The sequence below is a fragment of the Candidatus Velamenicoccus archaeovorus genome (genome assembly GCF_004102945.1).
In the GTDB taxonomy this organism is placed as follows: domain Bacteria; phylum Omnitrophota; class Gorgyraeia; order Velamenicoccales; family Velamenicoccaceae; genus Velamenicoccus; species Velamenicoccus archaeovorus.
Genome location: NZ_CP019384.1, coordinates 66,798 through 87,055, shown reverse-complemented (window position 1 = coordinate 87,055; position 20,258 = coordinate 66,798). Strand labels below are relative to the sequence as shown.

The 20,258-nt window shown below is 55.5% G+C and carries 1 protein-coding gene (only partly in view); it reads right to left on the bottom strand.

The whole window is internal to a peptide arginase family protein gene (locus BU251_RS00160; protein WP_128698900.1) on the bottom strand: the coding sequence, 119,061 nt in all, runs 61,831 nt past the left edge and 36,972 nt past the right edge, and what appears here is coding positions 36,973-57,230 — codons 12,325 (complete) to 19,077 (partial); reading right to left, the first codon wholly in view occupies positions 20,256-20,258. Both codon boundaries (start and stop) fall beyond the window edges.

Here is a 20,258-nt window from a genome sequence, read left to right as displayed (position 1 = left end):
CCGATCCGGCGCGACTCCTCATAGGGCTGGACATTGCCGAAGATGACGACCTGGATGCCGGCCTTGACCCAGGCCTCGATGTTGGCGTCGGTGAAGGCCCTGAAGCGTCCTGCCTTTTCAGCCACGAGGCGGCCTGAGTAAGAGATGACCATTTGGTCGGCTTTGAGGCCGAAGCCCGAGTCTTCCTTGGCCTGGCGCTTGCCGATCGCCACTTGTTCGGCCGTCAGGTACTCGTATTCATCGATGTCGTGCTTCATTAAGGCGGCGCGCAAGAATTCAGAAGAGTACATGCGGTTGTCGCCGTTGGTGACGCCATAAAGCCGCACACCCGGATCGCGGCTGTTCATCTCAAAGCCGTGGATGGCGCTGACGGCCTTGGCGACGTCGGCGCAGCGCACGCCGGCCGAGGTGAAGTCCCATATCTTGGTACCGAACTCATCCCTCAAGAAGACCCAGAGCCATTCGTCAGGGACGCCGGCGGCCTTGAGGTAACGTTTGCCGTATTCGAAGTCCGAGATCATGACGCGGTTGCGGTAGGTGTGGGTCGTGCCGCAGAAGACGGCATCCTTGAAGATCTCGTAGGTCTCCAGAAGGTTATTGTCATCGACGTCCGCATGCATGATCGCGGAGGCGTCGCTGTAGAAGATCTTCCTCCAGGCGGCCAGAGGCAGGACCTGGCCGTCGTTGCAGTCGACCAAGGGCGCCTTGTAGCCGGAGCCCAGCCTGTGTTTCTTCTCAAGCTCCAGGTAACGGATGAGCTCCAAGCTCGCCTTGGTGAAGAACTCGGTGAACTCATAGTTGGAGGCCGGGGAATCAGGCGTGCCGTATTCATAGAGGATGTTGACGAACCGGCCGTCGGTGTCGCGGATGAGGTAGGTCAAGACGCCGATGCCGTTAACGGCCGTGTAGGCCTCGAAGGTCACGTACTGGCCCTGGACAAAGGTGTTGAAGGTCTTATCGAGCTTCTGAAGGTCCCGGACAGGCAGCGGCACGGCATGGGGGTCTGTGTAATCCAGGGGGTGGACGGCGCCTGTCTTGTCGCGGTGCTTGCGGTAGAAGGGCTCCATGCAGATGATGTCGGCGCCCAGCTGGTGCATGCCGGTGCCATGATACTGCATGACCCGGCCCAGGCCGCCGGCGAGCAATGAGATCTCGGCGGCGACAAAATAGATGCTGCGGTGCAGAAGCTGAGGCGCCTGCGAGGCCAGCCAGTCGACCGTGGCTGCCTGGGGATCAAGCATCAGGAGCACGGCGTCGATCAAGGGCAGCCTCTCCCACTGGCTGCGGCTCAACAAGTATGAGACCATCTGCTCGTGGTCTCTCTGGCTCATGAGGGCGACCGCGCGCAGGACAGGATAATTGGCTTCCACAGGATAGATGCTCCAGCCTTGGGCGAATTGGGCGTACATGTCTATCGCGGCGAGGAATTCGCGGCGGCCGGCCTTGGCGGCTTTTTTCAAGTCGTGCTGGATGTATGCGGTGTCATCGGCCCAAGTGGCAACCAGGCGCGGATTCAGGTCGAAGACGACCTGGGTCCCTGTGATCGTCTCGATGTCAAAGGCGCCGTTGGCGGCATTGCGGACCAGGCCCCTGCGGCGCAGGCCTTCCAGGAGATCCACAAGCCTGCCCTGGTCAAACGGCAGCATGTGGTCCCTGAAGGCCGCCTCGGCGGCGTTGTAGATGTCGTTGACGGCGATCAAATGGTCCTCGTTGCGGTTGAGGCGCAAGAGGACCCCTGCCAGGACATAAGACTCCAGCCACTCCGGCCGGTTGACCCCGCGGCCGCGCATCATGTCCGGGAACGGGAACGGGATGGTGTAGCAGCGCATGTTCAGGGCGATGGTGGGGGAAGAGAGACCAGCCTGGTCGTATTCCAAAACAACCTGGGCTACAGCGATAATTTCGTATTGCTCTGTCTTGTCGACGATACCGCGGCCTTCGAAGAAGTTGACAATAAACGGCGTATGCTCCCTGACCCACTCTGTCTCATGACTGGACTTCAGGCTGTAGCGGGTAGCGTAATCCGAAAGCTGTTTGAGCGCAGCTTCCTTGGAACCAAGCTCCCGTAAAAGGATGTTTGCCAGTTCGCGGCCCCGGGCCATGTAGTTGTCAAAAATGTTGTCGGCAGGCGAGCTCACGTTCTGCGCTGCCGATGAGACGCTCACCTTGCCATCCCTGCTGATGGTGACGGTCGTGTTGTCAAGGACAAGAAGATCGTCGCCTGTCTGGCCGAACGTGCCGAAGGCCGGTCTGGGCTTCAGGGAATTCAAATCAAAGATGCCGGCGTAGTCGGAGGTGATGGTGACGGTGTTTTTGAGGATGACGTTGTTGAGCCTGATGCGACCGGTGATGTTCAAGGTGTCGAGGTGCCTGGTCGAGGTGGTGCCAAAGGAGTCGATCACGTTCTGGACATCTGCGTAGAAGCCGTCGTCCTGGGGCCTGCCTTTGTCGTCAAGTTCAAGGTCTCCGGTTTCCTGGGTGCGCTTGTAGCTAGCCAGGTTGATGGTCGGAGGCACCTGACCCTCTGTGGCATCCTGGAGGGTCCAGTTCTTTGCATCGAAGCGGTAGTAGTCGGAGTAGGCCTGGAACCAGAAGTCAAAGGCGGTCTTGACCGGGGTGAAGAAGCGGGTGCGCTTTTCGGTGTCGACGTTGACGACGCGCAGGAGCTTCTCTTGGCCGTGTCTCTGCAGGATGTCCTTGATCCTCTCGTCCTTGGTCGTGGCAAAGAAGGCGTTCAAGTTAAGCAGGCTTGAGCCGATGGCGCCTTCCAATTGGGTATACTTCTTCGAGTCCTTCTTCTCTTTGACGTTTTCGATCAAGTCAGGTGAGACGATGCGCTCGACCAAGTCATGGCCGGACAAGATCTCGCCTTCGTATTCGACGTTCTCCAAGCTTGCGACCTCCCTCAGGATCGGGGCCAGGACCGTGTAGTTGATGAGGGCGATGTTGGTGTTGAAGCACTGGGCGCCGGGCTCGTTGGTGAGGCTTGAGGCCTGGCGGCCCAAGGGGTCCAGGCCTGGGACTGCAGGCGTGCCATTGAGGCCTATCGCATAGAAGAGCTGCTCGTGTTCTTTGGAGACCTTCTTGGCCTGGGCGAGCTCCAGCATCTGGGCCCGGATGGTGACGCCAGGGCCCTGGGGCCCGAGCCCTGAGGGGGTTGAAGGATCTGATATGACCTGGATGCCGATCTGGCCGCCCTTCTTGTCCAAGCCGGCCTTGGTGGTCGAGATCATGACCAGGGCGACCTTGTTCTTGGCCATCCAGCCGATGATATTGGCATCCGGGAAGTTGGCTGCGCCGTCTCCGTTGTAGAAGGCGCGGATGTAGGTCCTGGGCGCATGGTCTTGAGCGGAAGCAAAGGGCTGGTGGAAGTTTAAGGCCTCAAACAGGAGCCTGACCCCCCATTGGCCGTGTCCGCCTGGGGCAGTGAACTTGGTGGTCAATAAGCCTGTTTCGATGTCAATAATAGGTAAGTCCTTCTGGAAGAGCATCTCGTCTTCGCCTTTGGTCAGGCCGACATTCAATTGCTGCATGGCCTCCCGGTAGGTCCTCCTGGAGCCCTGGGGGATGCTCTCATCCAAGGTATCCGGCAGATAGGTGGAATCGAGCAGTTTGCGGTAGCTGGGGGCGGAGTCGTCATTGACCAGGGGCTGGAAGATAGCCTGGCGGTAGAGAATGGCGTCCTTCAAGACGCGCAGGAGCTTGATCTCGGCAATGGAGACGGTCTTCTCAAAGGTCTTGGGGTTGCCCTTTGCGTCCTTGCCCTGGACCTCAAAGGTGAAGTAGAGGTCGGTCGCCTTGGCGCCGAGCCTGGCGCGGCCTGTCTTGGGGTCGTCCTTGGGCCGGCTCAGGGTCTCTTCCAGGTAGCGCTCGCGCTTGACCGAGGTGCCCAGGCCGCCGTCCATGGGGTTGAAGGTGATGACCACATCTGAGGCGGCGAGCCTGTTGGAGGCATCGGCTGCGATATCATCGTAGTCGACAGCCCCCAGGAGGGTTGAGCGCTGCTCTTCTGTCAAGAGGGCTGAGGGATAGAAGTTTTGGCCGATGACCAAAGCCTGGGCAGCCTGGTCTTGGGGATTCATGGCCTTCAAGACCTGGTACTTGTGCAGGAGTCCTTTGATGTGGACGACATCCGGGGCCTTGAGATCCAGGGAGGTGATGAACTCCTCTAAGAGGGAGGCGTTGGTGACAGGAGAAGAAAGAGAAGGAGAAGAAAGAACCTTGGGCTCCTGAGGCGCGGCGCGGGTCTGGTTGACAGAGCCGATGCCGGCGGTGGCTTTAAGTCCTTCGAGCGTGCTATCGAAGGCGACAGGCGAGTTGAAGATAAAATTCCTGGCTGTTAATTCTTGACCCATGATGGCCAGCCGATCACTTGAGACTTGAGACTTGGGACTTGTAACATTCATTATCGGGCTGCTGGTTTTCCCAGAGGCAGGGTTCTGCGCGGCTCCTGAACTCTGAGAAGTCGCCTGCTGAGCGGGAGAACCAGGGGTGGCAGGTGAAGAAGGCTTGGACTTTCTCTCAAAATTTTTCTTAACCCTAAACCATTCTTCCTTAAATGCGTCTTTGAAGAAAACATATAGGTCTTTCAACGTCCTGCCAGCAAAATACCATAAGTTGTTGAATGCTTTATAGAAGGAAAATAGCCAAGTCAATACCGCTGCCGACCCGATAATGCCGCTAACAGGATTGCTGAAGCTAAGCATGGGGATGCCAAGCCAGATGAATATGCCTATGGCTGCATTTGCGGCGGCAAAAATATAAAACCACGTCCTGGAAGTACCTAACATGGCGCCCAGGCGATATCCATAGAAATAGCCGTGACGATCCACGAATGTATCCGCAGAGCTGGGGCCGGAGAGGAACGCGAATGAAGCCAGGAGATACGGTAGGAGCACGGCCGCGCCCGTGGGAGAAGATATGAATGATGCCCAGAACCAACCGGCAATGCCGGCAAGAGCGATAAAGCCGTTGAATGGGAAGGGTTTCTCGAACGAATAGTTCATGATCACGCCTATGACAAAGGTCGCTACGCCAGAGAGGATGATGAAGAACGGCGTGATAGACAGGCTCAAGCCGGCAACTGCAGCAACAACACCCGCGATTGCCATGGCGCCACCGATGCCCTCGAAGATCCTGCTTGCTTTCTTGACGTCGCGGGATATCTTAAATGACAATCTCATGGAGCTTTCATAGCGAACTTTCCTATCGTCCGTGCTCAACTTGGCATCTTTCACTGTGCGGATGAAAGCGAAATCCTCGTTGCTGGACGTGAGAATACCTTTCAAGAAGTTGACTATGAGAGCGACGTAAAGCGGGAAGCCCACAGCTGTTTCATATGCGGTCTTGGCGAGAGCGGCCCAGAAACTACCCGTCTGCCTCATGTGCCTGATGAAGTTGTTAGAGTTAATGGCGTTCATGAAAAGGATGGTCATGGAAATAAAGAACATGACCGGCTTCAAGGACGCGAACGCGCTGAACGGCGATATGAACTGCATGCCGATGAGGAGCGCCACGGCAAAAACCGAAGAGAAATAGTGCATCCAGAATACGTCATGTGTGAGCTTAACGTCATAGCCCGTATCCGCATTTTCGAACACGGCGAACTGGTTGCGGTCCATCTTGAAGCGTGTGACGTTATAGGCGTATCTCATTTCTGTTCCGGCAACGGATTCACCCCAGAGTGCCGGACGGCCCCACTCCCAGACATACCAGTCTATCTGCGTAGAGGTGGCCCTGGCTTCCCGGGCCTGAACGGCCAGGAACGCGGCCGAATCTTCGCCCGGCGGCGAAAGCATCGTGTCACCGGCAGCCGGCGTAATCAAAGCTTTTCCATAGAATGTCAGGAGGCCACGGCGTGCGCGCTGGACTTCCGATGTCCAGACTTCCTGCGCTACCGCATAACGGCGCGTGCCCGGGAAAGAGTTGTTGCTCGACGCCCAGATCTTCATCATCGGGTTGACGATCATGATATGCGGGTTCCGGCCCACCCACGACGCCCAGGCCGTTCTCCAGACGTTCTGCATCGGATACGTCCTGACATGCGCGTCATAGTTAGCGGAGCGGCCATAAGTCAACCACAGGTTCGTGCCGATCCCACCGTTCTTGTTGAACGGTATCACATTATCTTTCTTCGGATCATAAAACGGCAGATAAGCATCCTGGGTATCTGTTCTTGTGATCACGAGAGCCATCTGAACTAAGGCTTCCCATTTCGCATGAGCATCTCTAAAATTCTTCAACATCCCCAATTCTTTCTTTAGGGTCTCATAAAGATCTTGATCGTATGCTTCCCCTCTTTCTATTTTAAGATCTATGTCGCCTTTTTGTTTATTGAGCTTGTTTTCCCAACCGGAAAATTTATTCTGGGTAACAATGGTATTTAAACGGGCGTACACAGCAAGAAGTTCCCGCAGATTTTCGGCCCTGAAAGCAAGGATCGTTGCGGCAATATGCTCAAGCCGATCGGACTCGACAACGAAATGACCCTGTTTTATCAATTGAATAAATTCGACCAGGGTCCCTATCTCTTCTTGGGTAAAAATATCCGTTTTCCCTTCAGCCCACTTTACCCATGCATCTATATCGAAGTTAACAAGAGCTGACAATGTATTCATCTTAAAGCCTGGCTGATTGTTTGCCAAAGCGACTCTTTCCGCATGTCTGCCCCACAAAGAAGCTTCCTGGAAGATCTGCCTGAGCTTGAAGCCCACGAGCTCACTGTAAAGCGGATATTTGGCAACAAACAGTTCCGCCAACTTCGAATCGGTAACCTTAGATGCCTTGTCTCGATAGGCCTCTTCGAGGGTGTTGTAGATCAATACGGCCTGGCGTACGGCCTTGTGATAACCAAGGTCGCCATACTGGGAGGCGATATTCAGGTGATATTCGATATAGTCGTAAGCCTCCGACTCGACAGCGGAGATGTTCGCAGGTCTCAGTTCGTCCATAAAGTTCTCTATCATGGAAACCAGTTCCGCACGTTCCTGGGCAGTCATAAAGCTGAGCCTTTCATTCAAAAGCTTTGTCCAATCGGTGTACTCATTGACCTCTTCAAATTTCGCGGCTCTCTCCTGCGCTTTTTTGGAAACACCTCTTCTCGTGCTTAAGGCTTCTCTCACCGCTCTTTCGAAATGGCCTCCCTTTGCAGCGACCTTTTTCAGCAGGTTGTTCCATTCCGGCTGATGCGTACGGATCACATAGCCCAGAAGAGCTGTCTTTGCGCCATTTTTGGGATTGTTATTAAAGCTCCCCATCTGCGCGGAATTCTCCATGGTATGGGCAAAGAGCTCGCCGGCCGTCTGGACATGCGTAGATGTGCCCTGCAAGAACGCAAAGACATCAGCCGCAGGCTTCTTCTGGCTTAAGGCGTAAAAGGCGTTATAGAGGATCTCGAAGCCCTTTGGAGAACGGGGCATGACAAACGTGCCTGCCCGAGGGTTCCTAATCGCGTTGAGCCACTTATTCCGCTCTGCATCGCTCATGTAATTCTTCTTCCAAAGGAAATTAACGCCTCTCTCAAAATACTCAGCCACAGTCTCACCGTTCTGCGTCAAGGGCATGAATCTCTTTTCCGTATCCACAAATTCCATATACCACTTCTTGAACTGCGTTGCCCAGTTGATGCCAAGATTTAGCTTCCAGCCTTCCGCCGTGGCGGCGAAGGTGACAAGGCGCAGCGGCGACAACGATCTGAGGCCGATCAACGACCTGGCGCGACCGCTCCAAAGGCTACGGCTTAGAGCGATATGGCTCTTTATGGATGTCATCATATGATACATGGAGATCGCTGTCGGGATAAGGGTCAGGCCCCAGAGGATAAACGTTCCCCAGAAACCGGCGGCAGCAAAATTGATGATGCTGAACTTGCCGAAGAGGAAATAGGTCAGAATGCCGCCCAGATACAGAGACGCCGCGGTGTAGGTGGTACTCCAGAAAATCTTCTCAGCGGGGATCTTCACCTTGCCAAGCATCAAAACCGGCAAGCCAATGGAAAGGAGAGCGATTGTTACGCCCAGAGAGAGATAGGGCGTCGCCATAACGATGGCGATACCTGCCGCGAAGCCGCCCAGGGTCAAGACCTTCGCCGCCCACCGCTCTCTGGCTGTTTTGAGACCCCAATACGTCTGAAGTTTCAGCACAGGAGCCACAATCCTTCTCGCATAGAGATGGAGCATGCCTCTGTGATATTTTGTCATGCGATCGAGCTTGGCCGACCACGGTCGGCTCTCGCTAAAGAGCTCAAGCGCCTTGTCTTTCAGCGGCTTTGTAAAGACAATTATCTTTTCAGCAAACTCAAAGAGCTCTGGCTTCTTGTTTCTCTTCACAAATCCCTTATAGTCGTTAAAGATCTGACCCATTACCTGGGCAATAGCGGCATACTGATCATCATAGCTCGATGCCGCGCTCTCCGTCAGCCCCATTCTTTTAGCCTCTTCAAATGTCTTCTCCACGAGAGCTTCGAATATATTGAATCCTGCATCTGATTTTCCATTCAGACCTACGAACAGGTCATAAAGGTCAAGGTCGGAGAAAACATCAATAAGGCGGAATAGGGGTTGCTTGCCGCCCTGTTCGGCAACCTGCTTCAAAAGACCGAGACGCTTGCCGCCATCGACATACTGGAAGCTTATCTGGAAGAGCTGAACAAAGAAATCGACGTGCGTCCTGATCCTCTTCATGACCTGTTCAGCAGACGCGCCAGGCAGCATCCTCATCGCATCCCTTGCCACAAAGTAGGCGAACGGAAAGATATCTGCGACAGCGCCGATAGAATAGCCGCTGGTCTGGGACGGGTTGGCCTGCAGCATCCTGAAAAGGAAATATTCCTTAAGCACATTCGGCTCAAGGGCCCTAGTCATGGAATTGGGATTAAAGACCGTATCATTTCCCTTTTGATCGCTCCCCTTGGGCATGACCGCAGGCGTAAGCAAATAGAACCTGTGGATGTCACTTAAGACGCTTTTAAAAAGCTCCTCCAACTCCTGTGGTCTGACAAAATTGCTCTTCTTATACCCGCCAAAGGTCGCCTTGTAGACATCATCAAACTGAGGCCTAATGATCTTGTCTCTCAATAGCGTCTCCATCACAAATTCCTTCAAGAGCGCATCCGTCTTGGAAGTCCTGGCAATGAACTCTCTGGCCCACTGCTTCATCTCAGCTTCTGTCCCTTCTCCGAAGTGCTTGGTCTCAAGGAGGAACCTGAAGAGCCGCGCCTCGGGCGTAGGCAGGAGCTGACCAAGCTGTTCTCTCCAGTTGTCGCCATCCTGCGCAAAGAGCTCAAAAATCCTGTTCTCAGCCTTGGCCAGGGCCTGAGACTTCAGCCAATTCCAATCTAACACGGTCGCCTTCTCAGCGCCCCTGTTGATGGCCGCCATGAGCTCGCTCGCTTCATCCTCGGTCAACAACCCTCTGGCTATCAGCGTTCTGACCACCATGGCCTGTGGATACCCCGCCTCAGCGGCCTTAGCAACGGTGTCCAGCGTCAAGCCGGCCTTAGCCGGGTTTTCCATCTGAAGCTGGGGCGTGATCTCGGACTCGGCAAAGCGCAGAGCGCCGCGTCTGGCCAGGCCGACGATCAATCCGATCTCGGCCTCGTTGAACATGTTGGAAAGCGTCAGATAGTCGCGCAGATGAGCGTCCTTATCCGCCTGTTCCTTGATGTTGACGCCGATAACGAACGGCCCGGCCACCTGAGGCAAAATAGCGAGGCGTTCCGCAAGGTCCGGATTGCCCACAATTTTGCTCAAGGACTTGACGGAAGCAACGTTGGCATTCCTCTGCGTCTTTCTCTTAATAAGATAGATCATGACAGGTATAACGATACTCGGAAAAGCCAGCAAGGCGATCAGGCCATATCCGCCCAGCGTGTAGATATTGTTAGGCACCCACGCTTCCTTCAGAGAACGAGGCGTCTGCAGGAACTTCCTGAAGGGATCGACATAAATGTTATTCTTGACGGACGCCGGCAGGTAATCGCGATCCAACTCAATCACAACACCGTCTCTTTCAATCATCTCAATCATCTTGGCTACGTCTTGGCCATCTTTGATGAACGTGCCGCGGCCGATCATATTGCCCAAAACCGGCCCATAGATAGAATTGGCAACTCTGTCTCTAAAAGCGCTCAAATCGTATGGATCTGTATGAACACCGTTCTCATCCACGACGGCCCAAAGCACGTTATTCCTGAAGAGGGTCGTGAACGGCTTGGCTACAGGTGTGGACGACTTGATATTCTCAGAAACCAGAAGATAATTATTGCCAGCCGCATCTCGATAAGCCTTGATATCAAACTGACTGTAGAGACGCTCAATGCTTCCATTCGCCAGGTCGGTATACATCGTACCACCGGAATGGGCAAACTGATGTGCACCATTAATAGTTCTGACTTCTTTGACTCCGGCAACACGAGTGATGTAAAGCGGCAGACCATGCTTGGTGTAAAGCTTCCATCCTTCATTAATATAATGCTCCCACACCACGTCTCTCTTGAAATCATAGCCGACAAAGATCGGCTTGTTGCGGAATTCTTCTCCGCCCCTGAACTCATAAGTAACTCTGTAAATATACTCGTCTCCCCGCTTTTGCAGGAATTCCGTCTCTCTGATCACCTGCATCAATTCAGGAGAGATAACGACTTCACCAGCAGAGATACCGAACGGAATACCTGGATGATTGCCCACGTCGTATTTCATAAACCTCAGGGCGCCTCTGTCGAACCTAAGATAATCGCGTTTAAGCGGATCCTGGCGCATGAGATAACGGCTCAGAACCGGAATCTGAATATCTCCTCTGTCATCCACCAAGAGCTTCTGATCGATCCTGACGAGTTTCAGTTGGCCATCCGTAGGAACGCCCTTTTCTTCAAGCATACGGACCAGTTGGTTATTCAGGCCATAGCTCCTGATCGCTTCACCTGGCGCCATCACATTGCCGACCGGCTCAAGCTTGAAGGCTGAACCGAGCGTTGAGAACTGATAACTCTCCAGGACGTCTTCTCCGTTCCATTTGACATTAACAAGGGTATCCGGCATAACATCGCTGGAGATAAATACCAGAATTCTTGCCCAAGGATCTTCTTGTATTCTATAGTTGAACTTGATGCCATCTTCCCTGACTTGCAATTCTTCTTTAACAACATGGATTGTATCTCCGGCCTTCAGTCCCAAACTTTCGATGACTTGCCTCAAACCCTGGTCTAAGCGTTTCTCAAATGCAGCCCTCATGGCAGAAGGCACAGACGAAAATTCGGCACGCAGACTTGCTGTATCTCTACCTACAACGATTGGGATAATATTGCGATAGTAAGAAATCATATAGAGGTCACTGATCTTCTCAAAGTCTGGTGTATTGTAGTCTTTGGCTTCTTGGAATTTGTAAACACCACCTATCTTCTGCGCCGTATATATTAATCTTTCAGCCTTCCGATCTGAACCAATCGTTTTATATTCGGCAATCATCTGAACAAGATAGCCCCCATCAAACAGCTTCGAGATCGTAGCGCGCTCCTCTGCCTTAACGTCAATGGCGCGCGCGATCACGAATTCGCCATCCTTAGAAATCTCTTCGCTGATCAACCAGTCATGCGCATTAATCCTGTCATTCGTCTTAACACCATAACCTCTGATGCCAAGGCTTTCGATTACTTGGTGATTACGATCAATATAATAAATCGTCGTCAACGGTTCATCGCCCTTATAGCCGCGAGATTCTCTGATAGCTTGCGGCAGCGATATCGTCGTTTGGCCAAAATCGAATGCTGCATATCCTCTGACGGCGACGCGATCAATGCGCTCTGGCATCACATAGAACTGTGCGACTTCTTTGCCGGTCTCCGGGTTCACGCCATACCAACGCTCCTTGGCCTTGTCCGTCTGGCCGAGCCTGTGGATGAGATTGTAGGTAAGGCCGTTGAAGCTCTGTTTGGAGAGCACTTCAACCGCGCGGTCTGTTTCCTGTGTCAGATTGTGGTCGGCGTCAATCGCAAAGATCCTGACAAAGGGCTTGCCGTCCTCTGTCTTTTCGCCGAGATTGACGACGGCTTCATTGGCATAGAAGGTAATGAACTGGCCTCTGCGGCCGGTGCCGATAAAACCGCTCTCAACAACGGTTGTCGCCATAGGTTTACCGGCCCTGTCAACCTGCGCGATCAAGCTAAAGGTGTATGCGGCACCTTCACGCGTCTTGAATGTCCTCTCGCCCACATTCACGGCCCAGCCGATATGCGAAACGTTGATATCGCTGACCTTGTCATCTTTGACACCCCACACCTTGCCTTCGTAGATCCTGGAAACAGGCCTGTTGTCGGCGACGCCTTTCAAAGAAGCCAAACCGTTGTCAACCGCCCTGGCCTCGGCAAACGTCTCTTCTGCGTCCACAACGACCTTGTCCTTATACGCCGTCACGACGGTCTTGCCCCAGCCGTCCACGCCGATGAGGCCGATGGGCGGCGGATTGTTGTAGACGCGGACCCTCTTGACCTTGATGGGGAGACCTTGCGGATCGGTGATCTTGATGACGCCCTGATCAACGGAGAGACCGAGGTCCTGCGACGGCTTGCCCTGGGCGTCCAACGTGTAGACATGGGATTCGCACTTCTTGGTCTCGGCATTGTAGAGCAAGAGAACCGCGTGGGACCCTTCAAGTTTCTCGCCGAAGTAATACCTGGCGCTCGTCTGGCCGTCTGCCGTCAGCTTCATGATATTGCCATGGGCCCTGTAAACTTCGGCGAGGTACTCGAAATTCTCAACCATCTTGTCAAGCGGGATATACCTGACTTCGCCGGTGCTGCTGACGGCGATCAGGTGATTGGCATAAATGTCTTCGAGGACCGGCCTGGCGGCGGCATGGAACTCAATGGTTGTGAGCTCGCTCTGCAGGCCGACCTTATACACAGGCTGCCAGCCGTCCAGGAGGTCATTCTCAACCTTCTGGAGCGTCGCCTTGTCTTTCGTCAAATGCCTGTCCGCCGGATACGGCTTCCAAGCGACTTCATCCGTGCCCCTGTCAAACCGGCCGTTGACTTCCCCCCTGTCCCTATACCACATATAGAGATTGTCTGTTGTGCGCCTGACCTGGACCGAAGCCAGGTGGTGGCCGTTCCAGCCGTCTTTTGTAACAAGCTGGCGCAGGATGTTTTCCGTCATGTACATCCTCAGATACCCATGGTCCAGGTCAGGCGCATTGCCCAACATGATCACCCTTGCCCCCGCAGGCACGTCGTTCGGCGTTGCGGCAATCTTGACACGGCCGGTGTCATCCAGATAGAGGCGGCCCTGCCTGTAGGCCAGGTCGCGCTCCGCCATGTAACGCGGAACCGCAACGCCTGCGCCTGTAGCCCTGACGACAAGCTTGAATTGCTCGTAGCCCTTGACCGGCTCGTCCCTCACATATTCCAGGGCGCCGTTCGGATTATTGGGCGTCCGGATCATGGCGGCGACCTGGGCCTCTGTCAAATAAGTCGCCTGGAAGCCGGCCTGTCCTCTCCTGTCGTTCGCGGCAGCGCCAGGCACGACGAAGTAACCGTTGACATTCTGCAGATCCTTGATGGCCTTCATCGCGGCCGGGTGCAGGACGAGCTCGCCCTGGGTGATGCCCTTGAAATTCCTGATCTCAAAGTGGTACTGATCTTCGCCGATCTCGTTCTTCTTGCCCGTCTGGAAGGAATAGATATGTCCGCCGAGGGCGGCGTTGACGACATCTTGGGCCGTCAGCCGCACTGACGGGCCGTTCGCAACATAAACGACCGCATCGGCGTTAAGGTCGGCTTCCGCCATGGCATACCCCTCAAGGGTGAATTCCACGACCGCCGGGTAAGGCGTCGGATTAAGGGCCGTGCCGGGCAGGACGACGAGCGTCTTTTTGTCGCCCAGATAGACGCGATAGGTATTCCCATTGAGGGGCATTTCGAAATAATACCAGCCTTTGTGCGGGCCCTCGGCCATATCCTGCTTGATGCCTGCCTCATCGAGCTCTTTCTGGCTCATAGAGACGAGGGACGTCAAAACGCCGCTTTGATACATCGTCCGGCTCAAGGCCACCGGCAGTTTTCTGTCGGCAAAGAAGTGCAGGATGCCGAGGGTGTTCGACGCGTTGGGCCCGAGGAAGAAGCCGCGCCTCATGGCGTCGGCTTTCGGGCCATAGACAAAGAGTTTTCCGTCAACCGTCGCCGCGACCAAAGGATTGGTTTCAGGCGTAACGCCGGTGAGGCCCACGCGCACACCCTGCGAAGACTGCGGATATGTCGTAACGATCCCGGCAAGAGGATCATCCACGGGGATACCCATCACGCGGCCTTTCATCGGGCCTTCCGTGGCAACGAAGCCGGGGATCTTGTCTCTGCCGATGTTCAAGACCGGTCCAAACGTCACGCCCCAATTGTCCATGCGGCCGCCGTCCTTGTACCACGTCGGCTCATACTTGATTTCCATCGAGGAATCCTTAAAGATCGGAGTCGGCATCTGCAGGCTGACGACGCCGGCGCGCGTATCGAACCTGTCCTTGATGCTGCCGCCGATGCGTAACTTCATTTTCTGCTCCGGCAGGACAAACTCGACCAGGCCCCGGGCCTTGGTCGTGTGGGCGCCGGCATACGCCGCTTCAGCAGCCGCATTGACTTCCAGGTTCTTGCCTTTGTAAATCGTCTGTTTGCCGGCCACGCCGAAATAAATGAAGTTCCCTTCGCTCCACTCGCTCGTGTCGGACTCCGGCCTGATGAAGACCTTGATCATGCTGGTGTCGTTGTCATTGTGCCAGCCGATGCCGGCCGAGGCATACATCAACTTCTCGCGGACCGCCAGGTCAAAGGGCATCTTGACCTCATTGCCTTCGGCGTCATGGGCGATGAGGCTGGCGGTCTCGCTGGCATCGGTGAAGATGGCGCCGGCCTTCAGTTCCCAGAAGAAGTTCTTCGCGAAATCGTCGCGCACATGAATGTTGTGCACCTGGACCAGAGAATTCTGGGTCATGGAAACATCGAGGTAGCCGACATAGGCGGCGCTCGTGCGGCCATTGGAATAATTGAAGTTCTCAAAGAGGACGAGGCGCTGATCCTGGACGTGCTCGGTCTGTTCATTGGTCTGACGGTAGGAATCCCTCGTCTTATAACCGATGGCCAAGAAGTTGTTGGCGTTTTCGCCGAGGGCGCTGCGGATGCCCACGCCGGCCTGCTGGACTGTCGGGGTGCCTTTCTCAAGCTGGAAGCCGACAGAGTAAACATCCACTTTGTGCTTGGCGTCGGCGGTCTCGAACTGGCTGTTCACGAAGCCACCGTTGCCCAGTAAGCCGTCGGACACCGCCATGTTCAGATACCCTTGCGGATTTTCGGATTCGATGATGGTCTCAAGCTTGGTCTTGCCGAAGAACGCGGAGGCCGGCAATTCCGGATGCGCCGCCCTCAGCTTCTGTTCCTGCGCCTCGATACGCTTGGCTTCCTCATAGAGCTTGCGGCGGTCTCTCTGGACCTGCATGCCCTGCTCGGAGATCTCGTTGACGACATCCAGCATATTGTCGCGGGCGGAGAGGTACTTGTAGAGCTGGGTCACGTTCGCATCGACGCTGGCTGTGCGCCGGCTCAGATAATCGCGCACGTCGGTGAAGGCGCCGTTGTCGTATTTCTTCAAGACCTGCTGCAGATAGGCCTGGGCTTCGGGGAGGGACACGATACCGTCGTTCTTATCGACCTTCGTCTTCAAATCATTGAGATAGGCGACCGCCTTATTATGCGTATCCAGGGCCGTGCCCATATAATTATAGGCGTCTTTGATCTTTGAGCCGTCAGCCGGATCATGGTGCTGGCCGTCCCAGGCGGAACCTGTCAGTTCCTGGTAATGGGTCCTGGCGTCGCCGGCGCGCGCCGACCAGTAATCCACGGCATTCTGGAGGATCTTCCTCTCTCTGGGGTCTGCATCCGGAGGCAGGTTGTTCAGTTTTGTCTGGGCCTCGGACACCTGCCAATCGATCCAGGCGATGCCCCACGAGCCTTCATCCGCCCCCGGTTTGAAGTTGTTGGCGGATTCCAGGGTCTGCTGCTCGTCGTTCAATGCCTGATACCCCGTGATCGCCTGCTGGTACGCCGCCTCTGTCTGTCCCAAGCCGCTCTGGGCATTGTTGATCTTGGCCAGGACATAGTCGACACCGCGATAGGCGTCGACGAGTTCCTGCTGCGCCATCTCAAGCTGCGTGCTCGCCCACTTCTGGGATGTCGCCCGCGGATCCCGCTTCCAGTCCTCGGCCGTCGGGATATCGCGCTGCCTGGCCTGCCACTCCGCCAGGCCGTTCTGGGCGTTGACAAGGTCGAGGTTCTCGTCAATGGTGAGGTCCGTCTTCTGGTTAAGCCTGGCGATATAGCTGTTGGCCTGCGTGATCTGGCTGTTAACCTGGGCCCTCTGGGTCACGGCCTGGGCCATAAGATTGTTATAGTAATCCGCCAGGCCGAAGTTCTCGTTGGCGCGCGCCTGGTCCCTCAAGGCGGCGTATTGCTGGATCTGCGTATCGATGGTCTGTATCTGGGCCTGTAATTGCGTCAGACCTTCCTGTGCCTTTGCCAAGGCCTCGGCATGGGCCTTCAACGCGGCCTCCAGCAATTGCTGCTGGGTCAAGATGTTCTTCTGGATCCAGGCCAGCGACTCCGCGCGCCACACGCCGTACTGGGCCATCCAATACTGCATGCCCTTCTTGGCGTCGATATCGGCGAGGACGGCCTCGGCCGCACGCTGGATGTTCTGGTAAGCGTTCTGTTTCCACTGCTGCAGGACTTCCGAATCCCTGCGCGTCTGGGCATTCTTGGCCAGGCCCTTGACGCTGTCGAGATAATCGATGTAATCCCTGCTCAACACGAACGCCGGGTCGCGCTGCCGTTGATCAACAGGCGCCACAGGCAAGTTCACCTGAGCCAGAAGGTCGTTGAATCTCATCTGCGTCAGGCCGCCGGCCGGAGGCGCCTGCAGCGTCGTGGCCTTCCCTGTCTTCGGATCGATCAGCGTGCCGTAGGTGTCCGGCGACTCGGGAGCTGTCATTCTCGGATACTCAACGATCGCCGGAATAAGCACGGGTTTGCCGTCGACCATCCTCTCAACGGCAAACGGCTTGGCAAAGGTCACGGTCGCGCCCACGGGCGCCTTTTCGCCCGTCACAGGATGCGGCGTATTGGCGCCCATGATATAGATCGGTTGGTAGCCCGCGCCGAACTCTATCTTAATCATCTCGCCTTCGCCGAGGGTCTGCGTCGGGACGAGCCGGGCCTCTTCCTGGGTCAAAAGGATCGTGCGCGGCGCCTGATCTTTGAATGTGCGGATCAGCATGGCCGGCACAGGGACGCTGTTCTCTTCCACAAGGACAAATGGCCTGTTGCTCCCCACGGCGCTCTTGATCTGGGCGTAAATGCTCTGTTCAAGATATTTCTGCTCGATGCCTTCAAAGGCAACACGTGTGTCGCGTTCCAGCGTGACCTTGTCTTTGCCGATCTTGATCTCCGTACCCTTGGGCAGGGTAACGACTTTCGGCGCATGGTCGGCATCTAAGACAATCGGCGACTGGGTGCCGTTATTGATCATGAATGTATGATGCTCTCCCACAGTCGTGGTGTTGAAGAGATGGTCGAAATAAGCGACCTTGAGGCCGGGCACGATCATGCGGCCGTTGGCAGGATTGAAGCGCACGAGCTTGAGCTTGTCCGCCGGAAGTTCAGCCAGCGCCCCGTTATTGAACGTGTAGCTATCTTTCGTGACCTGAGGCAGATGGGAAATCTGGACGCCGGCGGGTATTTCCTGGATGCTTGAATAAGGATATATCTGGCGCGTGCGCAGATCGATCTCGCATCCGAAGTTGTTCAGGGCCTGCAGGTAATTGACGCTCCTCTGCAGGTCCAGCATACCGGAGATCCTCTGTAAGCCGTCGGTCTCCATCCAGGCATTGCTCTTTCTTAAGAATGTCTCTGTTTCCATGCCGCCGTTCTTTTCCCTATCGGCCTTTGGATAATACATATCGGCCTCTGACAGCAATGCCGTCTGACCAGTCATCAGGTTGCGACGGAAAATCTTCTGGGTCGCACCTTTACGCTCAATCCAGTATTCAAAATTCGGGTCGGTATTGGTCAGGGCCTCGACCATGGCCTGCTTCTGGCGCAGGCTATAAATGACAACTGCGGAATATCTCTCCGGCTTTTCTCCTTTAAAGATGGCTTTCAGCGCGTAACTGATGACCTCGTTCAAGCCTTCGCCGGGGTTGGTGAGGTTCATGTACCCCTTGGACCCTTGCGGGTCCACGGTATTCGTCTGCAGGTTGATCCTCGGGAAGTAACGGAACTCGCCGAACTCGGTATGCAGGACGCGCATCCCCAGGGCCTCAAATTTCGGATCCGGCAGGAAGCTATGCTTGGAGTTCAGGCCGATGTTGGCGCGCACGATCTTTAAGTCCACGCCCACGCGCGGCGCTTCCGTGGCGATCGTGAATTTGCCGTGATTGAAGCCGAGCTTGAAGAACAAAAGATGCAGGCCCGTGAAGTCCTGGTCCGTCCAATCCGGAACAATGACGCCGCCGTCGCCGTTAAAGAGTTTTTCCGTGTTCGGCTGCTGGATAATGTCGGACAGGGCGTCGACAGCCGCGATACCGGCGAGCGTGTAGCCGCCCGCGCCCTGGATGGTCCCATTGACCGCGCCGTAAGCGATATTGGCGAGGGTGACGAAAGAAGAGGCCTTGCCGTCAAGCTTGACGCCGAAGTTCATGGGACCGATCTGGGCGAGGTTTGCCAGGGCGTTGTTCGCCTGCGTCTCAAGGCTCAGGTACACGCTCAACAACTGGTCTTTCTGCATGACCTTCGGGTCTTTCAAGACCTTCTGGATGCTTGCGTTCAGCTTGGCCATGTCTTCGAGGACCTTGGCAATATCCTGCTGCATCTGGGCCATTGCCGCAAGGGTCTTGGCCGGATCAACAGCCTGCGGCGGGAGATTTTCCATCTGCGCCAGCCGGTCGATGGTCGCTTTCAATTTATCTCTGGAAACTCTCAGCTCTTCTCTGGCCCGTTCAACCTCAAGCCTGGCCTGATATGCGTCATAAGCTTCCTGCATGCCCTGGGCCTTAAGCTCGAGCTGGCTGATCTGCGTCCTGATATCTTCAAGCTGCTCTGCAACGCCGGGGTTGGTCTCGACCTGTTGATTCAAGGCGGCGGCCTGGACCTTGAGCGCTTCGATCTTGGCCCTCAGGCTCTCAAGGGCCTGCTTGTCTGCGGCCCAGTCCTTTCTGTCCGGGACGCCCGCGCCTTCCATCGCGTCCGTCAGCCCCATTTCCTGCTGCCAGAACCTCAACTGCAGGCGCGCGTTGGTCAACTGCTGGTTGGCCGCGGCAATGGCCTTTGTCTTATCTTCCAAGGCCTGGATGAGCTGGGCTTTTCTGGCCTGCAACGCTGCCAACTCGTCGCGGCCCCTGGAGAGCTGCGTCGTGACGTCCGTCATCTGTTTTGTGACGGTCTCGAAACGGACCTTCTTTTCTGCGGCCGCGGTCTCGAGTTCCGGCAGCCTCACAGGCAAGAGATAACTGTTGAATTTAGCGCCCCGCGTCTGCATGCGCACGGCCACGGCCGCGCCCCTGTTGAAGACGCTCAAGTATTTGTGAGGATCATTCTTGACGACGTCATTGATGGTCGGATAGATATGAGAGGGGCCGACCTGAGCGAAGATCAATTTTCCGATGTCGGAAGCAAAGAAGCCGGTCATCTTCAGGTCGCCGGCGCCGGCCACTGTCTTGGCCTCTTCCCTGGCCTTCGCCTCATCCATGCCGTAAGCGCGGCCGATGGCAAAGAGCGCCTGCTCCAGCTGCGACGGCGTCTGTAATTGCGGGTTCAACCCTTTGGCGCGGCCGAGATTATCCAGATGCCATTTGATGAGCGAGGATTCCGGAACCTGCGGAGCCAGGTGATGGAGAGAAGCAACCAAGACCACAACCTGCTCTTCGGACATGTGGTCTGCGGTAATGCCTAACGTATTGTTGATATCCTGCCAATAACGTGCGGCGGCCAGGAAGTGCAGGTCGCTGGCTGAGCGGGCATGATTCGCATCAAAGGCGACATCGTCCCACGCCATGTTCCTGGCTGCCGGCACCTGCGTCTGATAAGCCTCAATAGTGGACTTATCAATCTGATATTGCCCAAGCGACATGGCCCGATAATCACCAATGCCAAGATGTTTGGAAACAAACACCGTTGTATCGTGATGAACATCGGTCAAGCCATATCCTGTGCCCAACGAAAGAATTCCGCCGCC